A 16,993-nucleotide genomic window follows, 5' to 3' on the forward strand; every position below is an offset into this window, starting at 1 on the left:
GAACTGTACGTGGTGTTCTATGTCAATCGAACACCGGGGTTCGTTCTGGCCGGATACGCCCGGGGGTCCGCCTGATCAGAAGCTGCGCATCAGACGAACCGTCGCTTGCCAGAGGGCCGCTCGTGGAAAGGGGGTCAGCCGCCCGGCGGGCGTCTCCGGAGGAAGCGGGGCGTCGGGGTGAGGGCGCGGTCGCCTAAAATCGGGGCATGGAGCTCGCCCCCGGCGTACACGTGGCCATCACCGACCGGAACGGCGGCGTCGGCGCCCCGCCGTACGGTTCGCGCAACCTCGGCGGCATGGTCGGCGACGACCCGGAGGTCGTGCGTGCCAACCGGGCGGGCCTGGTGGCCGAGCTGGGCGTGCGGGCGGTGGTGTTCATGCGCCAGGTCCACAGCGCCGAGGTGGCGTACGTCAGCGAGCCGTTCGGCGACGACCCGCCCCCGCTCGACGGCGTGTTCACCACCGAGCCCAAGCTGGCGCTGGCGTCGCTCGGCGCCGACTGCCCGGCCGTGCTGGTGGCCGATCCGGTGGCCCGCATGGTCGGCGCCGCCCACTCCGGGCGTCCCGGCACCGAGGCGGGCATCGCCACCGCGCTGGTGACGGCCATGGCGGGCAAGGGTGCGGAGCCGGGCAGGATGGTCGCATTCATCGGCCCCGGCGCGTGCGGGCGCTGCTACGAGGTACCCGCAGAGATGCGGGAGAAGGTCGCCGCGAAGGTCCCCGCCACCTGGTCCACGACCTCGTGGGACACCCCCGCCCTCGACCTGCGGGCCGGCATCGAGGCGCAGCTCAAGGCGGCGGGCGTGAGCGACGTACGCCATGACGCGCGCTGCACGATCGAGTCTCAGGAGCTTTACTCGCATCGCCGCGAACAGCCCACCGGCCGCTTCGCCGGCCTCATCTGGCTCGCCTGACCGCCCGCTCGGTTCCTGGGCCGCCCGCTCGTTCCTCGGCCGCCCGCTCGATTGCCCGGCCGCCCGCTCGGTTCTTCTGACCGCTCCCGCGCTTCAGCTCGGGCATGTGGGCGTGGTGCGATGTGCGCCGAGCGGTCCGTCCCCTCAAGCCCCCTCTCCGCTTGCGGGTGTTGCGCAAGCGGTCACGTGTTCGTCCGCCCCGTGCCCCGGTTCACGATCGCTTCACCAGGGTGGCCTGCCGCAGAGAATCGGTCTTTCGTGGCTTGTCGCCGCCTGCGGCTCCCTCCGGGGCGATCACGCCGACGGGCCGGCCCCTCTGTTCCTGGGGCTGTTGAAGATGGCGTTGATGATGAGGATGCCGATCCACACCGGGATCAGCCCGGTCATCCGGCCCTCCCCGAGCAGCAGGAACAGGACGGTCGACACGGTGCCCAGGGAGACGGACACGATGGCGAGCGCGAGCCGCTGCCCTTCGGACGGACCCTGGCGGGCCGGAGTCCGGCTGTTGGGTGGGAGCTGGTTCAGGCGCTCGTCCACCCGCCGGTCGATCTCCTGGCCCATCTTGTCGAGGAACGACTCCACGACGGCGTCTTCGTACTCGGGCCCGAGGTCGCGGCGTGCGGACACGGCGGCCTTGAGCTCATCCCCTGTCGTCATATTCGAGATATATCTAGATATCTGCTAGCGCACAAGGATGTCCTCAAGGTTGTAATGCACCGGACGCTCAAGCTGCTCGTACGTGCACGACTCAGGGGTGCGGTCGGGACGCCAGCGGCGGAACTGCGCGGTGTGCCGGAACCGGTCGCCTTCCATCTGGTCATAGGCCACCTCGATCACCAGCTCGGGCCGCAGCGGGATGAACGACAGGTCCTTCTTGGCGTTCCACCGCGACACCGCGCCGGGCACCCGCTGCCCGCCCCTGGACGGCCCGGCCGCCGGCTGGCCGATGTTGGCCGCCGCCTGTTCGGCCCAGTGGCCCCACGGGTGCTCGCTCAGCTCCGCGATGTACGGCTTGAGCTCCTCGACCAGCTCGGCCCTGCGCTTCATCGGGAACGAGGCCGCCACCCCGACGTGGTGCAGCCGCCCGTCGTCGCCGTAGAGGCCGAGCAGCAGCGAACCGACGATGGGCCCCGACTTGTGCTCGCGGTAGCCGCACACCACGACATCGGCCGTGCGCTCGTGCTTCACCTTGAACATCGTGCGCTTGTCGGGCACGTACGGCTGGTCGCCCGGCTTGACGATGATGCCGTCGAGCCCGGCGCCCTCGAACATCTCGAACCACTCGCCCGCCTGCCCCTGGTCTTTCGTGACCGGGGTGAGCCTGATGGAGCCGCCCTTTTGGGGGAAGAGCGTTTCGAGTCGCGCCCTGCGCTCCGCGAACGGCAGCTCCATCAGCGACTCGTCGCCCAGCGCCAGCAGGTCGAAGGCGACGAACTGCGCGGGCGTGCGCTCCGACAGCATCTGCACCCGCGACTTGGCGGGGTGGATGCGCTGCTGGAGCGCGTCGAAGTCGAGCTGGCTGCCCATGGGCAGCACGATCTCGCCGTCGATGACGACCTTGTCGGGCAGCTCGGCCCGCGCCGCCTCGACCAGCTCGGGGAAGTAGCGCGTGAACGGCCGCTCGTTGCGGCTGCCGAGATAGACCTCGTCGCCGTCGCGGAAGACGATGCAGCGGAAGCCGTCCCACTTCGGCTCGTAGAACAGCGTGCCGTCCTGCTCCGGCATGGCCTTGACCGGCTTGGCCAGCATGGGCGGCACGGGCGGCCGCACCGGCAGGCCGGGCACCGGCGGCGGTTCTTCCTCGGCCCCACCCGGCCCGGCGGTCGGCTCGTCACTCATGGCTTCGCTCCCTTGTGTATCTGCAGAAGAGCACGCCGTCCTCCTCCAGCACGTGCTCGAGCCGGAGGCCGACCTGCGCGGGCTCGCCGTTGAGAATGCGGGCGGCGCCGCCGCCGACCAGCATCGGGCTGATCGTCAGGCACAGCTCGTCGACCAGGCCGCGCGCGGAGAGCTGGGCGTTGATGCGCGGGCCGCCCTCGCACAGCACGCGGGTCAGACCCCGCTCGTGCAGCGCCGTGACGGCCAGCCGCATGTCGACGCTCGCGTCACCGGCCACCACCAGGTCGGCGCACTTGGCCGCCAGCCTGCGCCGCTCCTGCGGCGCGGCCTCGCAGGTGATGACGATGGTGCGGCTCGGCGCGTCGGTGAACAGCTCACCGTCGAGATCGAGCGCCAGGCCGCGGCTGATCACGGCGATGGGCGGCACCTCGGGCCTGCCCTCGCGGTGCTCGGCCCACCAGTCGCGCGGCGGGACCGGGCCGTAGCCCTCCTTGCGCACGGTGGCGGCGCCCGCGAGGATCACGTCGGCCAGCCCGCGCAGCGTCTGGAAGATGCGCCGGTCGCCCTTGCTGGACAGCGGCCCCGACCGGCCTTGGAGCCAGGCGGCGCCGTCGGCGCTCGCGACCATGTTGACGCGCAGCCACGGCCGGTCGCCGGGGTACGCGTACGCCTGCGCAATGTCTGGGTTGTCCTGAATGTCGGGATAGATGCGCCGCACCCCTCTACCTTGGCACAGCGCACCGACAATCGGCTCCGAGCCCGGATTCGGGACAGGATAGTACTTTCGTGAATCGGCGGACTTCTTACCAATTCTTTGCTTAACGTGCCCATAGGGGATGGGCTGACAGGAAGAGGGGGACGCCGTGAGCCTGGCCACCGCCGTCGCGTGGACGATCGCCGCGATCGCCGGAATCTACCTGCTGTCATACGGGCTCACCGGCGGCGGGCTGAAGCGCGCGAAGGTCACCAGGTTCCCCGCCGCGCTCGTCGTCTCACATCCGGCGCTGGCCGTGACCGCGCTGGCCTGCTGGGCCGGCGGGCTGATCACCGGCAACCGGGCGCTGGTCTGGGCCGCGTTCGCCGGCCTGGCGGCCGCCGCGCTGCTGGGGTTCGTGATGTTCACCCGCTGGCTCGGCGCCGGCCGGCACACCACGGCAGCGCGCGGTTTCCCCGCGCTCGCCGTGACCCTGCACGGCGTGGCCGGCGTCACCGCGTTCACACTCGTGTTCCTGAGCGCCAGCGCCGCCCGGTCCTTCTGACCTCGCCGGGGCCCGGCAACGCCGCCCGGCTCTTCTGACCTCGCCGGGGCCCTACAGCGCTGCCCGGTTCTTCTGACCTCGCCGGGGCGCCGGCGGCGCCACCGCCCTGACCTGCCGTCACCCCCGCCGAGACCGAACAGCGGCCCCGCCGCTCAGAGCGGCTTACCGTTCTGGCGGGGCTGGCGCAGCACCTGCAGCGAACGCGCCGTGACCGCGACCACGTCGCCCGCCGACCAGCGCTCGTCCTCGTAGACGTCCTGGATCGTGTCGTGGGTGGTGTCGAGCACCGGCACCCACCCGGTGCCGAACTCCTCGCCGGGCAGCGTGAACGACAGGTTCTCGTGGTGGGCGTTGATGAGCAGCAGGAACGAGTCGTCCACGATGCGCTCGCCCCGGGGCCCCGGCTCGGTGATGGCGTCGCCGTTCAGATAGACCATGAGCGACTTGGCGTAGCTGATGTGCCAGTCGCCGGCCGTCATCTCGCGTCCGCCGGGCGTCAGCCACACCAGGTCGCGCCTGCCGTCGTCGGGATGGCGGCCGTGGAAGAAGCGCCGCCGCTGGAAGACGGGGTGCTCGCGGCGCAGCTTCGACAGCGCGCGTACGAACTCCAGCAGCTCCGCCTCGGTGTGCACGTGGGACCAGTCGATCCAGGCGAGCTCGTTGTCCTGGCAGTAGGCGTTGTTGTTGCCCCGCTGGGTGCGGCCGATCTCGTCGCCGTGGGACAGCATCGGCACGCCCTGCGACAGGAACAGCGTGGCCAGGAAGTTGCGGCGCTGGCGGCGGCGCAGGGTGACGATCTGGGGGTCCTCCACGGGGCCCTCGGCGCCGCAGTTCCAGGAGCGGTTGTCGTTGGTGCCGTCGCGGTTGTCCTCGCCGTTGGCCTCGTTGTGCTTGTGGTCGTAGGAGACGAGGTCGGTGAGCGTGAAGCCGTCGTGGCAGGTGACGAAGTTGATGGAGGCGACGGGTCGGCGGCCGGAGGACTCGTACAGGTCGGCTGAGCCGGTCAGGCGGGAGGCGAACTCCGGCAGCGCGGAATGGGTGCCCCGCCAGAAATCTCGTACGATGTCGCGGTATTTCCCGTTCCACTCCGTCCACAATGGCGGGAAGTTTCCGACCTGATAACCACCGGGCCCGACGTCCCACGGCTCCGCGATGAGCTTGACCTGCGAGATCACCGGATCCTGCTGGATGAGGTCGAAGAACGCGCTCAGCCGGTCGACGTCGTGCAGCTCCCTGGCCAGCGCCGACGCCAGGTCGAAGCGGAAACCGTCGACGTGCATCTCCAGCACCCAGTAGCGCAGCGAGTCCATGATGAGCTGCAGCGCGTGCGGCGAGCGCACGTTGAGCGAGTTTCCGCACCCGGTGTAGTCGAGGTAGTAGCGCCGGTCGCCGTCGTGCAGGCGGTAGTAGGCGGCGTTGTCGATGCCTCTGAACCCGAGCGTCGGCCCCATGTGGTCGCCCTCGGCCGTGTGGTTGTAGACCACGTCGAGGATGACCTCGATGCCGGCCTCGTGCAGCGCCTTCACCATCGCCTTGAACTCCAGCACCTGCTCGCCCCGCGTGCCGGAGCCGGAGTAGCCGCTGTGCGGGGCGAGGTAGGCCATGGTGTTGTAGCCCCAGTAGTTGGTCAGCCCGCGGGCCACCAGGAAGTGCTCGGGGATGTAGTGGTGCACCGGCATGAGCTCGACCGCCGTCACGCCCAGCGACAGCAGGTGCTCGATGATCGCCGGATGCCCGACCCCCGCGTACGTGCCCCGCAGGTCGGGCGGCACGTCGGGGTGTCGCATCGTCAGCCCGCGCACGTGGGCCTCGTAGATCACGGTCTGGTGGTACGGGATGCGCGGCGGCCGGTCGTTGCCCCACTCGAAGAACGGGTTGATCACGACGTTCTTCGGCATGTAGGGCGCGCTGTCCTCGGTGTTGCGCCGGCTCGGGTCGGTGAAGTAGTAGGGGAACAGCGCCTGGTTCCAGGTCAGCTCGCCGTCGATGGCCTTGGCGTAGGGGTCGAGCAGCAGCTTGGCGGGGTTGCACCGGTGGCCCTGCGACGGGTCGTACGGGCCGTGCACGCGATAGCCGTAGCGCTGCCCCGGCTGGATGCCAGGAAGGTAGCCGTGCCAGACGAAACCGTCGACCTCGGGCAGGTCGATCCGCTCCTCGGTGCCGTCGTCATGGAACAGGCACAGCTCGACCCGCTCGGCGACCTCGGAGAACACCGCGAAACTTGTGCCCACGCCGTCCCAGGTGGCGCCGAGTGGATAGGGCTCGCCCGGCCAGACCTCACGCATGTGACCCGATTGTCGCACGCGCGAGCGCTCTTGGTCGCGCAACGGTCTGATCGCTAATCAGTAAGAAGATCGGGCCGGGGTCAGAGCAGCTCGGCCTTGAGCGTGATCGTGGTGCCGGCGAGCGCCTTGCTGACCGGGCAGCCGGCCTTGGCGTTCTCGGCCGCCTGCTGGAACTGCTCGGCGGTGAGGCCGGGCACCCGGCCCTGGACGTTCAGCACGATCCCGGTGATGCCCTCGCCCGGCTGGAACGTCACGTCGGCGCTGGTGCGCAGCGACTCGGGCGGCGTGCCGGCCCCGGCGAGGCCGTGCGCGAGCGCCATCGAGAAGCAGGAGGAGTGCGCGGCGGCGATGAGCTCCTCGGGGGAGGTCTTGCCATTGGCGGCCTCGGCCCTGGACGGCCACGAGACCTCGAACGTGCCGACGCCCGACGTGTCGAGAGAGACGGTGCCCGAACCGTCGAGCAGGGCGCCTTTCCACTGTGTTGTGGCGGTGCGCGTGGTGGCCATGCGTGTTCCCTCCGTCGCGTTCTGCAAGACGACACTATCGCGACGCGAAAGAATCTCGCGGGGCGGGGTCATCCCGCTCCTTCCTCGTCGTCCGGGAACGCCCGCGCGCCTGCGACCCCAGGCGCGCCGCGCGCCCGCCCGTTCTGCCCCTTAAGCCCGCGAAATTGGACTAATTCCACACATCGCACTTATCCGTAAATGGAAAAGGTGCGGGCGTTCGCCTATTACCGCATCGCCGCCCGAAACTTGATTACCAACCCCCAAAAGTCTGGTACAACGACCCCTTCGCCGAACCTTAAGGATTTGACGGGTTGTTTGGATCAGTACGGGTAAACGCGATTCTGTGCACGGGTACGTCTGCCCCTGTCCAAGTGCTCCGATAAACGGAGCCTTGGATTTCGGGTCGTTCTACCCAGGGCGGTAAGAAATGCACGTTCAATCGCATCAACCACATGGCCCAGCGCTGCGCCGGCGTCTCGCCACCCTCGCGCTGGCCGGCACCGCGGCCGGCGTCATGGTCCTTCCCTTCGGCCAGGGGATCGCCGGAGCGAGCGCGGGCGCGCCCGTCGTCCCCGTCGCCGCCGGTCACGCCTCCGGCGAGAAGCCGGTGCTCAAGTGCGGCAAGCGCTGCGGGCCGTACTGGTGGGGCCGCCCCTGGTGGGGACACCACCACCATCACCACCACGACCACGAGTTCCACGAGGAGCACCACTTCCGCGGCCACCGCCACGACGACCGGCGGCACGAGCCCGCCCGCGAGGCCCCGAGGCCCGAGGAGCCGGAGCAGGAAGAGCCGGAGCCGCCTGAGCAGCCGCCCCAGGTGCCGCCGAAGCGGCCCCACAAGCCGGTCAAGCCGATCAAGTTCAAGCCGGTCAAACCGCACAAGCCGCACAATCCATACAAGCCGCACAATCCGTACAAGCCGTATAAGCCCGTCAAGCCGGTGAAGCCCATCAAGGAACGGCCGATCTTCAAGGAGAAGCCGCGCTACGACGACTGGGCGCCGTGGGACAGCTGGCGCAACGGCCTGAGGAGCGACTGGGGCAACGACTGGCGCGACGGCGACTGGGACTGACGACGCGCGCCTGACACAGGGCCGGACGCCGCGATCGGGGAGCGGCGACGTAGGCTTGCCAATCCTCGACCAGTTGACCGGAGGACGCCGCGAACGGACGCACAACCGGACGTACAACCGGACGCGGCGTCCTCCGGATGGCGGCACGAGACGAGAGGGGGTCCCCATGGCGGGTGACGACACGACCGGTCTGGCCGACCTGCTGTACGAGTTCGGGCTGCTCAAACGCTATAAGCGGACGGGCTGGCTGGTGGCCGGGGTACGCGACCCCGAGAGCATCGCCGAGCACTCGTTCCGCGCGGCCGTCATAGCCGCCGTGATCGCCAGGCTCGAAGGGGCGAACCCGGAGCGGGCCGCGTTCATGAGCCTGTTCCACGACACTCAGGAAACGCGCATCACCGACATCCCGTACGTCGGCAAGCTCTACCTCAAGCCGGCGCCCAACGAGGAGGTCACCGCCGACCAGGTGCGCGGCGTGCCCGCCGAGGTGGCCGGCATGCTGCGCGACGCGGTGGCCGAATACGAGGAGAAGGCCAGCCTCGAAGCCGTCTGCGCGCGCGACGCAGACAAGCTGGAGTGCCTCATCCAGGCCGTGGAGTACCGCGAGCAGGGTCACCAGAACGTGCAGGGCTGGATCGACAGCTCGCTCGCGGCGATCACCACGACGACGGGCAAGCGCCTGGCGGAGGAGGCGCTGAGCACGGGGACCCTGGACTGGGTGACCCGCGTGCTCAACGGCGGCTGACCGCACACGCGGGCCCTCAGCAGGGCGCGCGGCAGGGGAGGGGCGCTCAGGAAGGCTGCTCCGAGACGAGGTCCCTCGCGTACTCGTCGTCGCTCTCGGCCAGCACCCGCGCGGCGCCCTGGGCGGCGCGCTCATCGCCGCGCACGGCCAGCCCGCGGGTGGCCTCGGCCACCGTGCGCAGGTCGGAGTCGGACAGCCGGGCCGCCAGCGCCTCCCTGATCTGCGGCGTGTCGGCGTCGAGCCCGGCGAGCCCGGCGGTGGCCCAGTCGCGGATCTCGGCGTTGTCGTCCTCGGTCATCGAGATCAGCAGCGCCAGCCCCTCCTCGTGATCGGGCGGCAGCACGTCGGCCAGCGCGATGGCGTCGGTCATCGTGCGCTTGTGATCGGGGCGTCCGATAATGTCCAGCACGTACGGCAGCGCGCGAGGGTCGCCCTGGTGGCCGAGCGCGGCCAGCACCGAGCGCAGCACCTGCGGGTTGCTCTCGGTCGTGACCATCTTCTGCAGCAGCGGCAGCGTCCTTTCCAGGTACGGCTTCTCGCCGTCGGAGAACCCGAACTGCGCGATGGCGTCGACGCCGAACTCCCGCTCCCTGGCGTCCTCGCTCACGCACAGCCTGGCCAGCGCCTCGTAGGTCTCGTCGTCGGCCCGCTTGGCCAGCGTGTCGGCCACGATCCACCAGGTCTCGGCGTCCTCGTCCACGTCGCGGTGCGCCAGGGCCCGCGCCACGAGCTGCTCCACCGGCGTGTGGACGCCCGCCGCGTCCTCCAGCAGGGTCGCGATGGCGGCGTGGCCGCGCTGAGCCTGCACCTGCTCGCTCTCGGAGCCGTCGGCCGAGCGCCCCGCCACGGTCACCAGCTCGGTGCCGTCCTTGGCGTACTGGCGGGCGACGACGTACTCCCAGCCCTCCTGCTCGATCTGGTCGAGCAGCGCGCTCTCCAGGTGCACGCCGACCCAGTCGAGGGCGATCTCCAGCGGCGTGTCGCCGTCACCGTCGTACTTCTCGTGGTCGGCCCCCGCCTCCAGCAGCGTCTGCACGACGCCCAGCGCGCCGCGCCTGGCGGCCAGGGTGAGCGGGGTGTCGCCGTCGCCGTTGGTGGCGTCGACGTCGGCTCCCGCCTCGATCAGCACCCTGGCGACGGCGGCGTTGCCGTTGGCCGCGGCCCACAGCAGCGCCGTCCAGCCGCCCGCCTCGCGGCCGTCGACCTCGGCGCCGGCCTCCAGCAGCGCGGTGGCCACCTCGGTGCGGTCCCAGGCGGCGGCCGCGCAGAGCGGCAGGCCGCCTTCCTCGCCCTCGCTGGCCCTGTTGGGATCGGCGCCGCTGGCGAGCAGCTTGCCGACGGTCTCGGTCTCGCCGTGCAACGCCGCGCGGTAGAGCTGTTCCTCATGCATGACAGGGACCCTAGCCTGGTCCGGCCGCGCCCCGGACCAGACCGGGGTCCCGTGTCATGGCGTGGTACGCGCCTCGCCCATCGGTTGGTTCACGTCTGACCAGAAATATGCATGTTTCGAGGTATCAAGTTATTCCTCCCCAGGGAGGAGGATCGCCCGGGCGGAAACGCGATATGTTGCGAACATGACTGATCCTGGGGAGCTGCGCGCGTCGGACGCCGAGCGCGAAGCCGTCGTCGAGCAGCTGCGCATCGCCTCGGTCGAGGGCAGGCTCACCCTGGCCGAGCTGACCGACCGCACCGAGGCCGCCTACACCGCGCGAACGCACGCCGAGCTGGCCATGCTCACCCAGGACCTGCCGTCAGGCGGCGTGCGCCCGCCCGCACCCGCAGGGCAGGGCGGCAAGAAGCGGCGCTGGTTCGTCGCCGTCATGGGCGACTCCAAGCGGCGCGGCACCTGGCGCATCGACCAGGAGCTCGGCGCCGTCGCGGTGATGGGCGACGTGGTGCTCGACCTGCGCGAGGCCGAGGTCCGCACCGACCAGGTGGACATCATGGCCGTCGCCCTGATGGGCGACGTGAAGATCATCGTCCCCGACGGCGTGAACGTCGACATCGACGGCGTCGCCGTCATGGGCGACAAGAAGGTCAAGGTCGCGCAGGCCGCGCCAGGCGTGAACGTCCCCGTGGTGCGCGTGCAGGCGTACGCGGTGATGGGCGACGTCAAGGTGGTCGGCGACTCGCACGTCAAGCCGCTGCAGCGCGGCTTCGCCGCCTGGCGCGAGCACTGGCGGCAGCTGCACGGTGAGGACTGGCGCGAGATCAGCCGCCAGGTCCGCGCCGAGGCCCGCGAGCTGCGCAGGCAGCTTCGCGACGGCGACGGCCGCCACTACGGCTACTGACGGCCCCGGCAGGCCCCGGTCAAGGGGCGGCGCCACCGGCCCGGCCGGCCGCCGTGAGCGGCCGGGCACCGTAGCAGGGTCAGCCGGCCAGCGCCACCGGCTGACGCAGCGCGTCCTCGTACCGTTCGAGCAGCACCTCCGCCAGCTCGGGCGCCGCTCCCAGCACGTCGGCCACCGCGTCCGCGCCCGCCTCCAGCGTCTCGCGCCGCACCTTGTCGGCGAAGAAGCCCGGAGCCAGCAGGTACGGGGCCACGACCACGCGCGGCGCCCCCGCCCGCTTGAGCGCGGCCACCGCCTGCGCGGGGGTGGGCCGGGCGGCCGAGGCGTACGCGGGCGTCACGGTCCACCAGCCGGACCGCCGCCACACCCGCGCCGTCTCCGCCACCACGGCGTTGGCCCTGGCGTCGCTGGAACCCGCCGACACCAGCACCACCGCCGTGCCGGGGTCGCCCGCGGGCACGCCCGCCTCGGCGAGCCGCCGTTCGAGCGCGGGCAGCAGCAGCGGGTGCGGGCCGAGCGTGCGCCCGTAGCCGACCCGCAGCAGGGGGTCGCGCCCGCGGGCCTCGGCGAGCGCCGCGGGCAGGTCCACCCGGCTGTGGTAGGCCTCGGTGAGCAGCAGCGGCAGCACCACCGCCGTGCGCAGCCCGCTCAGCGCCTGCTGCAGCGACGGCGCGCAGTGGTCGAGGTAGGCCACTCGCACGTCCAGCGGCACCTGGCCGAGCAACGCGGCCACGGTGGCGGCGGCACGCGGATCGCGCGATCCGTGGGCCACCGCCACCAGTGGCACGCGGCCGGAGGCCGTCCCGCCTGCCAACGGGACGGGTCCCCCGCCGGGGATCACAGGTGAATGCCGCATTCGACCTTCCCCAGGCCCGCCCAGCGTCCGCTGCGCGGATCCTCTCCCTCGGCGACCTGCCGCGTGCACGGCGCGCAGCCGATCGAGGGGTAGTTGTCGTAGTGCAACGGGTTGATCAGCACCCCGTTGTCGGCGATGTAGTTGTCGACGTCCTCCTGCGTCCAGCCGGCGATGGGGTTGACCTTCACCATCTGCCGCTTGGCGTCCCACTCCACGACCTTCACACCGGCCCTGCTGGGCGACTCGTCGCGGCGGATGCCGGAGATCCACGCCAGGTACGGCTCCAGCGCGCGGTTCAGCGGCTCGACCTTGCGCAGGTAGCAGCACAGATCAGGGTTGCGCCCGAACAGCCGCGGCCCGAGGTCGCGGTCCTGCTCCTCGACCGTGCGCGACGGCTTGACGTCGATCACGTTGACGTCGTAGACCTGCCGCACCGCGTCACGGGTGCCGATGGTCTCGGCGAAGTGATAGCCGGTGTCGATGAACAACACGTCCACGCCGGGCTTGACCCTGCTCACCAGGTCGATGAGGAGTGCGTCGCTCATCGAGGAGGTCAGGCACAGCCGGTCGCCGAACGTCGCCGCCGCCCACCGGATGACCTCGCGGGCGGGGGCGTCCTCAAGGAACTTGGCGGCGGACTCCACGATGCCCTGCAGGTCGAGCACGCCGCGCTGCTCTCTCAGCCCGATCTCCACGTCGACGAGCGTCATATCTTCACTCCGATCCCCAGGAAACTCAGCTTGAAGGCACGAGCGCAGGCGCGGCAGTACCAGCCGCCGCCCGTCCCGGACCCGGCGCGACCGCCCTCGGCGGGCTCGTACGGCTCAAGGTCCTCGTCACCGCAGTAGGGGCAGTGGAAGGGAACCGCTCGTTCGGTCATTTCAGGTCGGCCTCGTCTGCTCGCTGCACCCAGTCGGCGAACGACTCGCCTTCCTTCTTCTGGCTGTCGTAGTTGGACACGACGCGCGTCACGTAGTCGGGCAGCGCCTTGGCGGTGGTCTTCAGCCCGCGCACCTTCCTGCCGAAGCCCGAGTTCACGCCGAGAGAGCCGCCCAGGTGGATCTGGAAGCCCTCGACCTGGTCGCCGTTCTCGTCCACGACGAGCTGGCCCTTCAGCCCGATGTCGGCGACCTGGATGCGGGCGCAGGAGTTGGGGCAGCCGTTGACGTTGATGGTCAGCGGCTGGTCGAAGTCGGGCAGCCGCCGCTCCAGCTCGTCGATGAGGTCCATCGCGGTGGTCTTGGTCTCGACGATGGCGAGCTTGCAGTACTCGATGCCGGTGCAGGCCATCGTCTGGCGGCGGAACGTGGACGGGTTGACCTGCAGGTCGTTGGCCTCCAGCTCGGCCACGACGGAGTCGACCTTGTCGGGCGCGATGTCGAGGATGACCATCTTCTGCTCGACCGTGGTGCGCACCCGGTCGGAGCCGTGCCGCTCGGCGATGTCGGCGATGACGCGCAGCTTGTCGCCGTCCACCCGGCCCACCTTGGGCGCGAAGCCCACGTAGTAGTTGCCGTCCTTCTGCTGGAAGACGCCGACGTGGTCGCGGCGGCTGCCGCGCGGCTGCTCGGGCGCGGGCCCGTCGGGCAGCGGCTCCTTGAGGTATTCGGTCTCCAGGACCTGGCGGAACTTCTCCGTGCCCCAGTCGTTGACCAGGAACTTGAGCCTGGCGCGGTGGCGCAGCCGCCGGTAGCCGTAGTCGCGGAAGATGCCGACGACGCCTTCGTGCACGTCGGCGACCTTGTCGGGGGTGACGAACACGCCGAGCCGCTTGGCCAGCATCGGGTTGGTGGACAGCCCGCCGCCGACCCACAGGTCGAAGCCCGCCTCGCCGCGCTCGTTGACCACGCCCACGAACGCCACGTCGTTGATCTCGTGCACCGTGCAGTGGGCGGGGCAGCCGCTCAGCGCGGTCTTGAACTTGCGCGGCAGGTTGGAGTAGGCCGGGTTGCCGATCACCCGGTCGTGGATGTCCCTGATCTGGTCGCTGGCGTCGATGACCTCGTCGGCGTCGATGCCGGCCAGCGGGCAGCCCATGATGACGCGCGGGGTGTCGCCGCACGCCTCGGTGGTGGACAGCCCGACGGCCTCCAGCCGCTCCCAGATGTCGGGCACCGACTCGATCTCCACCCAGTGGAGCTGGATGTTCTGGCGGTCGGTCAGGTCGGCGGTGCCGCGGGCGTACTCGTTGGAGATGTCGGCGATCGTACGCAGCTGGGCCAGGTTGAGCTGGCCGCCGTCGATGCGCACGCGCAGCATGAAGTAGCGGTCGTCCAGCTCCTCCGGCTCCAGTACGGCGGTCTTGCCGCCGTCGATGCCGGGCCTGCGCTGGGTGTAGAGGCCGTACCAGCGGAAGCGGCCGCGCAGGTCGGCGGGGTCGATCGAGTCGAAGCCCCGCTTGGCGTAGATGTCGATGATCCGTTGCCGGACGTTGAGCCCGTCGTCGTTCTTCTTGTTCTCTTCGTTCTTGTTGAGCGGCTCACGGTAACCGAGAGCCCACTGGCCTTCGCCGCGCGGGCGTCTGTGGTGCCGGCTGGCAGGAGTGCGGCTGGCAGGGGTGCTCATTGCGCGTCCTTCTGATCATGGGCGCGCGCAACGTCCTCCTGGGCTCGTCATCGAGACCCAGGGCTGGTGAGAAAGGAGTGCGACGCGCTCAGCGGGAAAACGAATGTCGGTTAACGGGCGTCGCAACAGATGGCACTGCGGACACGCTGAAGGTCGACGTGGCGTCGACCGACGAGCATGGGGTCCGCTGGCATGGTTCGAGAGTACTCTGGCTGTCCGAGATGTCCAAGACGGGGTCCAGAGTGTGGGATAGTGTCCTGTCGTCCCGTCAGCCCTGGCGCGGCCAGGCGAGCTTCGAATCCTTCGGCAGCGCCTGCTCGCGGTGCTGGCAGTCGCACCACGAGCCGCCTGGGCATTCCTCGTGGCGCTTGTCCTTGCAGCTCTGGCAGATCACGCTTGCATTATGAACCTCATGGCCGAGCTCGTCGGTGACCTGCGCGCCGAGACCCGCGCGCTGCTCGCGCTGCTGCCGCCAGCGGACGACGACGGCTGGGAGCGGCCGACCCCCGCCGAGGGGTGGGCGGTGCGCGACCAGGTGAGCCATCTGGCGTGGTTCGACGACGCGGCCGTGCTCGCCGCCACCGACCCCGATGCCTTCGCCGCGCTGGCCGCCGGCACGGGCCCGGGCGCGGGGCCGGACATGGTGGACGACCTCGTGGCCGAGTCGCGCGGCACCCCGCCCGCCGAACTGCTCGCCTGGTTCGGCACGGCGCGGACGCGCGCATTGGAGGTGTTCGAGGGGCTGGACGCGCGGGACCGGGTGCCGTGGTTCGGGCCGCCGATGTCGGCCGCCTCGTTCGTCACCGCCCGGCTCATGGAGACGTGGGCGCACGGCCAGGACGTCGCCGACGCGCTCGGCGTCGAACGGGAGCCGACCGACCGGCTGCGGCACGTCGCCATGCTCGGCTACCGCGCCAGGCCGTACAGCTTCGCCGTACGCGGCCTGCCCGTGCCCGACGACCCCGTACGCGTGGAGCTGACGATGCCGGGCGGCGGCACCTGGACCGCGGGCCCCGATGCCGCGCCCTCCGCCGTACGCGGGACGCTGCTCGGCTTCTGCCTGGCCGTCACCCAGCGCGCCCACCTGTCCGACACCGGCCTCGAGCTGATCGGCGAGCCCGCAAGGGCCTGGATGGAGATCGCCCAGGCGTTCGCCGGGCCGCCTGGCAAGGGGCGCGCGCCCAAGCAAGGGTGAGTTCAGGGTCATTCCGGATGACGCGAACGGCATGATCGATGACATCCTGTAAACATGCGCACAATTCTGAACGTCATCTGGCTCATCTTCGCAGGCATCTGGTTGGCCGCGGGCTATGCGCTGGCCGGGATCATCTGCTACATCCTCATCATCACGATCCCGTTCGGCATCGCCTCGTTCCGGATCGCCGCGTACGCCCTGTGGCCGTTCGGAAGGTCCGTCGTGCGCGACCCCGATGCCGGTGCGTTCACCACGATCGGCAACGTCATCTGGCTCATCTTCGCGGGCATCTGGCTGGCCATCGGCCACGTGATGACGTCCATCCCGCTGTTCATCTCCATCATCGGCATCCCCATGGGCATCGCCAATCTCAAGCTCGTCCCCATCTCCCTCCTGCCGCTGGGCGCGCGCATTGTCGACGACCGCTAGGCGAGGCGCTCGGCGCGGCACGTAAGCTGTGGCGAAGAGTCACTGCTGATTACCGTTGGGTGCCATGACGTCCACTGAAGCCCCTCCCCGGCCCAAGCGAGGGCTCGTCTCCCACGCGAGGGCCAGGCTCAGCTGGGTACTCGACACCAAGTCGTGGGCGATCGTGCGCGCCGCCACGAATGCCGGCGTCACCTACCGCGTGACCGGTCTGGCCGGTGAAGCGGCCTTCTTCGCGCTGCTGTCGCTGCCCCCGTTCGTGCTGGGGCTGATCGGCGTGCTGGGCAAGCTCGGCACGTGGCTCGGCCCCGGCGTCGTCGGAGAGGTGAAGACCTGGGTCATCCAGCAGGCCGCGCTGCTGTTCACCGACGACGCCGTCGACAAGGTCATCAACCCGCTCATCACCGACGTGCTCAGCGACGACGCCGGCAAGGTGTCCATCATCTCGCTGGGCTTCCTGCTCTCGCTCTGGTCGGGCTCGCGGGCGCTGTACGTCTACGTCGACCTGATATCCGTCGCGTACGGGCTGGGGGAGGAGCGCGGCATCATCCGCACCCGCCTCATGTCGTTCGGCCTGTACGTCGTGGGCCTCATCATCGGCATCATCGTCATGCCGATCCTCGTCGTCGGCCCCACGCTCATCAAGGACGCCCTGCCCGCGGACTACGGCGTCCTGGTCGACGTGGCCTACTGGCCGGTCGTCATCGTCGGCTCCGTGCTCTTCCTGACCGTGCTCTACCACGTCAGCGTGCCCGTGCGCACGAAGTGGTACCGCGAGCTGCCCGGCGCCATCCTGGCGCTGTTCCTGTGGATCGTCTGCGCGGCCGTGCTGCGCGAGGTGCTGGCCGCCTGGTTCTCGCCCGTCTCCGTGTACGGCTCCCTGGCCGCGCCCATCGCGCTGCTGCTGTGGCTCTACATCACCGCGCTCGCCGTGCTCATCGGCGCCATACTCAACGCCGAGGTCGACCGGCTCTGGCCCGGGATGAGCCGGGCCAAATAGCGTTCCTTACGCGGGGGGTGTCCGGAATAATCCCCTC

19 protein-coding genes are annotated in these 16,993 nt (G+C 70.2%); 8 read left to right on the plus strand and 11 right to left on the minus strand.

Annotation, left to right across the window (positions count from 1 at the left end):
* Positions 1–206 precede the first annotated feature (206 nt).
* The gene (pgeF, locus tag AB0K67_RS31005; protein WP_364067395.1) at positions 207–914 is read left to right on the plus strand and encodes a peptidoglycan editing factor PgeF; all 708 of its coding nucleotides are present in this window, start codon (positions 207–209) and stop codon (positions 912–914) included.
* Between the two features lie 294 nt (positions 915–1,208).
* Here pgeF and AB0K67_RS31010 read toward each other — a convergent pair whose 3' ends face one another.
* Genes AB0K67_RS31010 through AB0K67_RS31020 form a run of 3 tightly spaced genes read right to left on the minus strand, consistent with a single transcriptional unit; the run spans position 1,209 to position 3,471 of the window.
* A complete protein-coding gene (locus AB0K67_RS31010) occupies positions 1,209–1,571 on the minus strand; it encodes a hypothetical protein (protein WP_364067397.1) in 363 nt (120 codons plus the stop codon).
* 24 nt (positions 1,572–1,595) lie between these two features.
* Complete coding sequence (locus AB0K67_RS31015) at positions 1,596–2,753, minus strand: ATP-dependent DNA ligase (protein ID WP_364067398.1); 1,158 nt, start codon at positions 2,751–2,753, stop codon at positions 1,596–1,598.
* On the minus strand, positions 2,746–3,471 hold the full coding sequence (locus tag AB0K67_RS31020; protein WP_364067399.1) for a pyrimidine reductase family protein: 726 nt from the start codon (positions 3,469–3,471) through the stop codon (positions 2,746–2,748). Before AB0K67_RS31020 ends, AB0K67_RS31015 begins: the two co-directional genes overlap by 8 nt.
* A gap of 145 nt (positions 3,472–3,616) precedes the next feature.
* On the opposite strand from AB0K67_RS31020, the gene AB0K67_RS31025 reads away from it, so the two are divergent.
* A complete protein-coding gene (locus AB0K67_RS31025) occupies positions 3,617–4,012 on the plus strand; it encodes a hypothetical protein (protein WP_364067401.1) in 396 nt (131 codons plus the stop codon).
* Between the two features lie 152 nt (positions 4,013–4,164).
* Here AB0K67_RS31025 and glgX read toward each other — a convergent pair whose 3' ends face one another.
* Together glgX and AB0K67_RS31035 are read right to left on the minus strand one after the other, a co-directional pair.
* Positions 4,165–6,297 (minus strand): glycogen debranching protein GlgX, encoded by a 2,133-nt coding sequence (gene glgX, locus AB0K67_RS31030; protein ID WP_364067402.1) that lies wholly within the window; start codon positions 6,295–6,297, stop codon positions 4,165–4,167.
* A gap of 80 nt (positions 6,298–6,377) precedes the next feature.
* Positions 6,378–6,803 (minus strand): OsmC family peroxiredoxin, encoded by a 426-nt coding sequence (locus tag AB0K67_RS31035; RefSeq protein WP_364067403.1) that lies wholly within the window; start codon positions 6,801–6,803, stop codon positions 6,378–6,380.
* 427 nt (positions 6,804–7,230) lie between these two features.
* On the opposite strand from AB0K67_RS31035, the gene AB0K67_RS31040 reads away from it, so the two are divergent.
* Together AB0K67_RS31040 and AB0K67_RS31045 are read left to right on the plus strand one after the other, a co-directional pair.
* Complete coding sequence (locus tag AB0K67_RS31040) at positions 7,231–7,878, plus strand: hypothetical protein (RefSeq protein WP_364067404.1); 648 nt, start codon at positions 7,231–7,233, stop codon at positions 7,876–7,878.
* 166 nt (positions 7,879–8,044) lie between these two features.
* Positions 8,045–8,623 (plus strand): HD domain-containing protein, encoded by a 579-nt coding sequence (locus AB0K67_RS31045; protein ID WP_364067406.1) that lies wholly within the window; start codon positions 8,045–8,047, stop codon positions 8,621–8,623.
* 46 nt (positions 8,624–8,669) lie between these two features.
* Here AB0K67_RS31045 and AB0K67_RS31050 read toward each other — a convergent pair whose 3' ends face one another.
* Positions 8,670–10,013 carry an ankyrin repeat domain-containing protein gene (locus AB0K67_RS31050; protein WP_364067407.1) on the minus strand — a complete coding sequence of 448 codons (1,344 nt, stop codon included), beginning with the start codon at positions 10,011–10,013 and terminating at the stop codon, positions 8,670–8,672.
* A gap of 184 nt (positions 10,014–10,197) precedes the next feature.
* Between AB0K67_RS31050 and AB0K67_RS31055 the strand changes: the two genes are divergently transcribed.
* A complete protein-coding gene (locus AB0K67_RS31055; protein WP_364067408.1) occupies positions 10,198–10,914 on the plus strand; it encodes a DUF1707 domain-containing protein in 717 nt (238 codons plus the stop codon).
* Between the two features lie 79 nt (positions 10,915–10,993).
* Here AB0K67_RS31055 and AB0K67_RS31060 read toward each other — a convergent pair whose 3' ends face one another.
* The 5 genes from AB0K67_RS31060 to AB0K67_RS31080 all read right to left on the minus strand — a co-directional run bounded on the left by AB0K67_RS31060 (position 10,994) and on the right by AB0K67_RS31080 (position 14,729).
* The gene (locus tag AB0K67_RS31060; protein ID WP_364067696.1) at positions 10,994–11,692 is read right to left on the minus strand and encodes a sirohydrochlorin chelatase; all 699 of its coding nucleotides are present in this window, start codon (positions 11,690–11,692) and stop codon (positions 10,994–10,996) included.
* A 59-nt stretch (positions 11,693–11,751) separates the two neighbouring features.
* Positions 11,752–12,480, minus strand: coding sequence for a phosphoadenylyl-sulfate reductase (locus AB0K67_RS31065; protein ID WP_364067410.1), 729 nt, complete (start codon positions 12,478–12,480; stop codon positions 11,752–11,754).
* A gap of 166 nt (positions 12,481–12,646) precedes the next feature.
* A complete protein-coding gene (locus AB0K67_RS31070) occupies positions 12,647–14,335 on the minus strand; it encodes a nitrite/sulfite reductase (protein ID WP_364067411.1) in 1,689 nt (562 codons plus the stop codon).
* Between the two features lie 110 nt (positions 14,336–14,445).
* A complete protein-coding gene (locus AB0K67_RS31075; RefSeq protein WP_311132608.1) occupies positions 14,446–14,529 on the minus strand; it encodes a putative leader peptide in 84 nt (27 codons plus the stop codon).
* A 74-nt stretch (positions 14,530–14,603) separates the two neighbouring features.
* On the minus strand, positions 14,604–14,729 hold the full coding sequence (locus tag AB0K67_RS31080) for a hypothetical protein (protein WP_364067710.1): 126 nt from the start codon (positions 14,727–14,729) through the stop codon (positions 14,604–14,606).
* An 18-nt stretch (positions 14,730–14,747) separates the two neighbouring features.
* Here AB0K67_RS31080 and AB0K67_RS31085 point away from each other — a divergent pair, with 18 nt between their 5' ends.
* From AB0K67_RS31085 to AB0K67_RS31095, 3 genes are all read left to right on the plus strand, one after another.
* Entirely contained in the window at positions 14,748–15,530 is a 783-nt protein-coding gene (locus AB0K67_RS31085) for a TIGR03084 family metal-binding protein (protein ID WP_364067412.1), read from the plus strand.
* 54 nt (positions 15,531–15,584) lie between these two features.
* Positions 15,585–15,959 (plus strand): YccF domain-containing protein, encoded by a 375-nt coding sequence (locus AB0K67_RS31090; RefSeq protein ID WP_364067414.1) that lies wholly within the window; start codon positions 15,585–15,587, stop codon positions 15,957–15,959.
* A gap of 64 nt (positions 15,960–16,023) precedes the next feature.
* Positions 16,024–16,956: a YihY/virulence factor BrkB family protein gene (locus AB0K67_RS31095; RefSeq protein WP_364067415.1), complete on the plus strand. Its 933-nt coding sequence runs from the start codon at positions 16,024–16,026 to the stop codon at positions 16,954–16,956.
* Positions 16,957–16,993 lie beyond the last annotated feature (37 nt).

Source organism: Nonomuraea sp. NPDC052634 (assembly GCF_040678535.1).
GTDB classification, from domain to species: domain Bacteria; phylum Actinomycetota; class Actinomycetes; order Streptosporangiales; family Streptosporangiaceae; genus Nonomuraea; species Nonomuraea fastidiosa.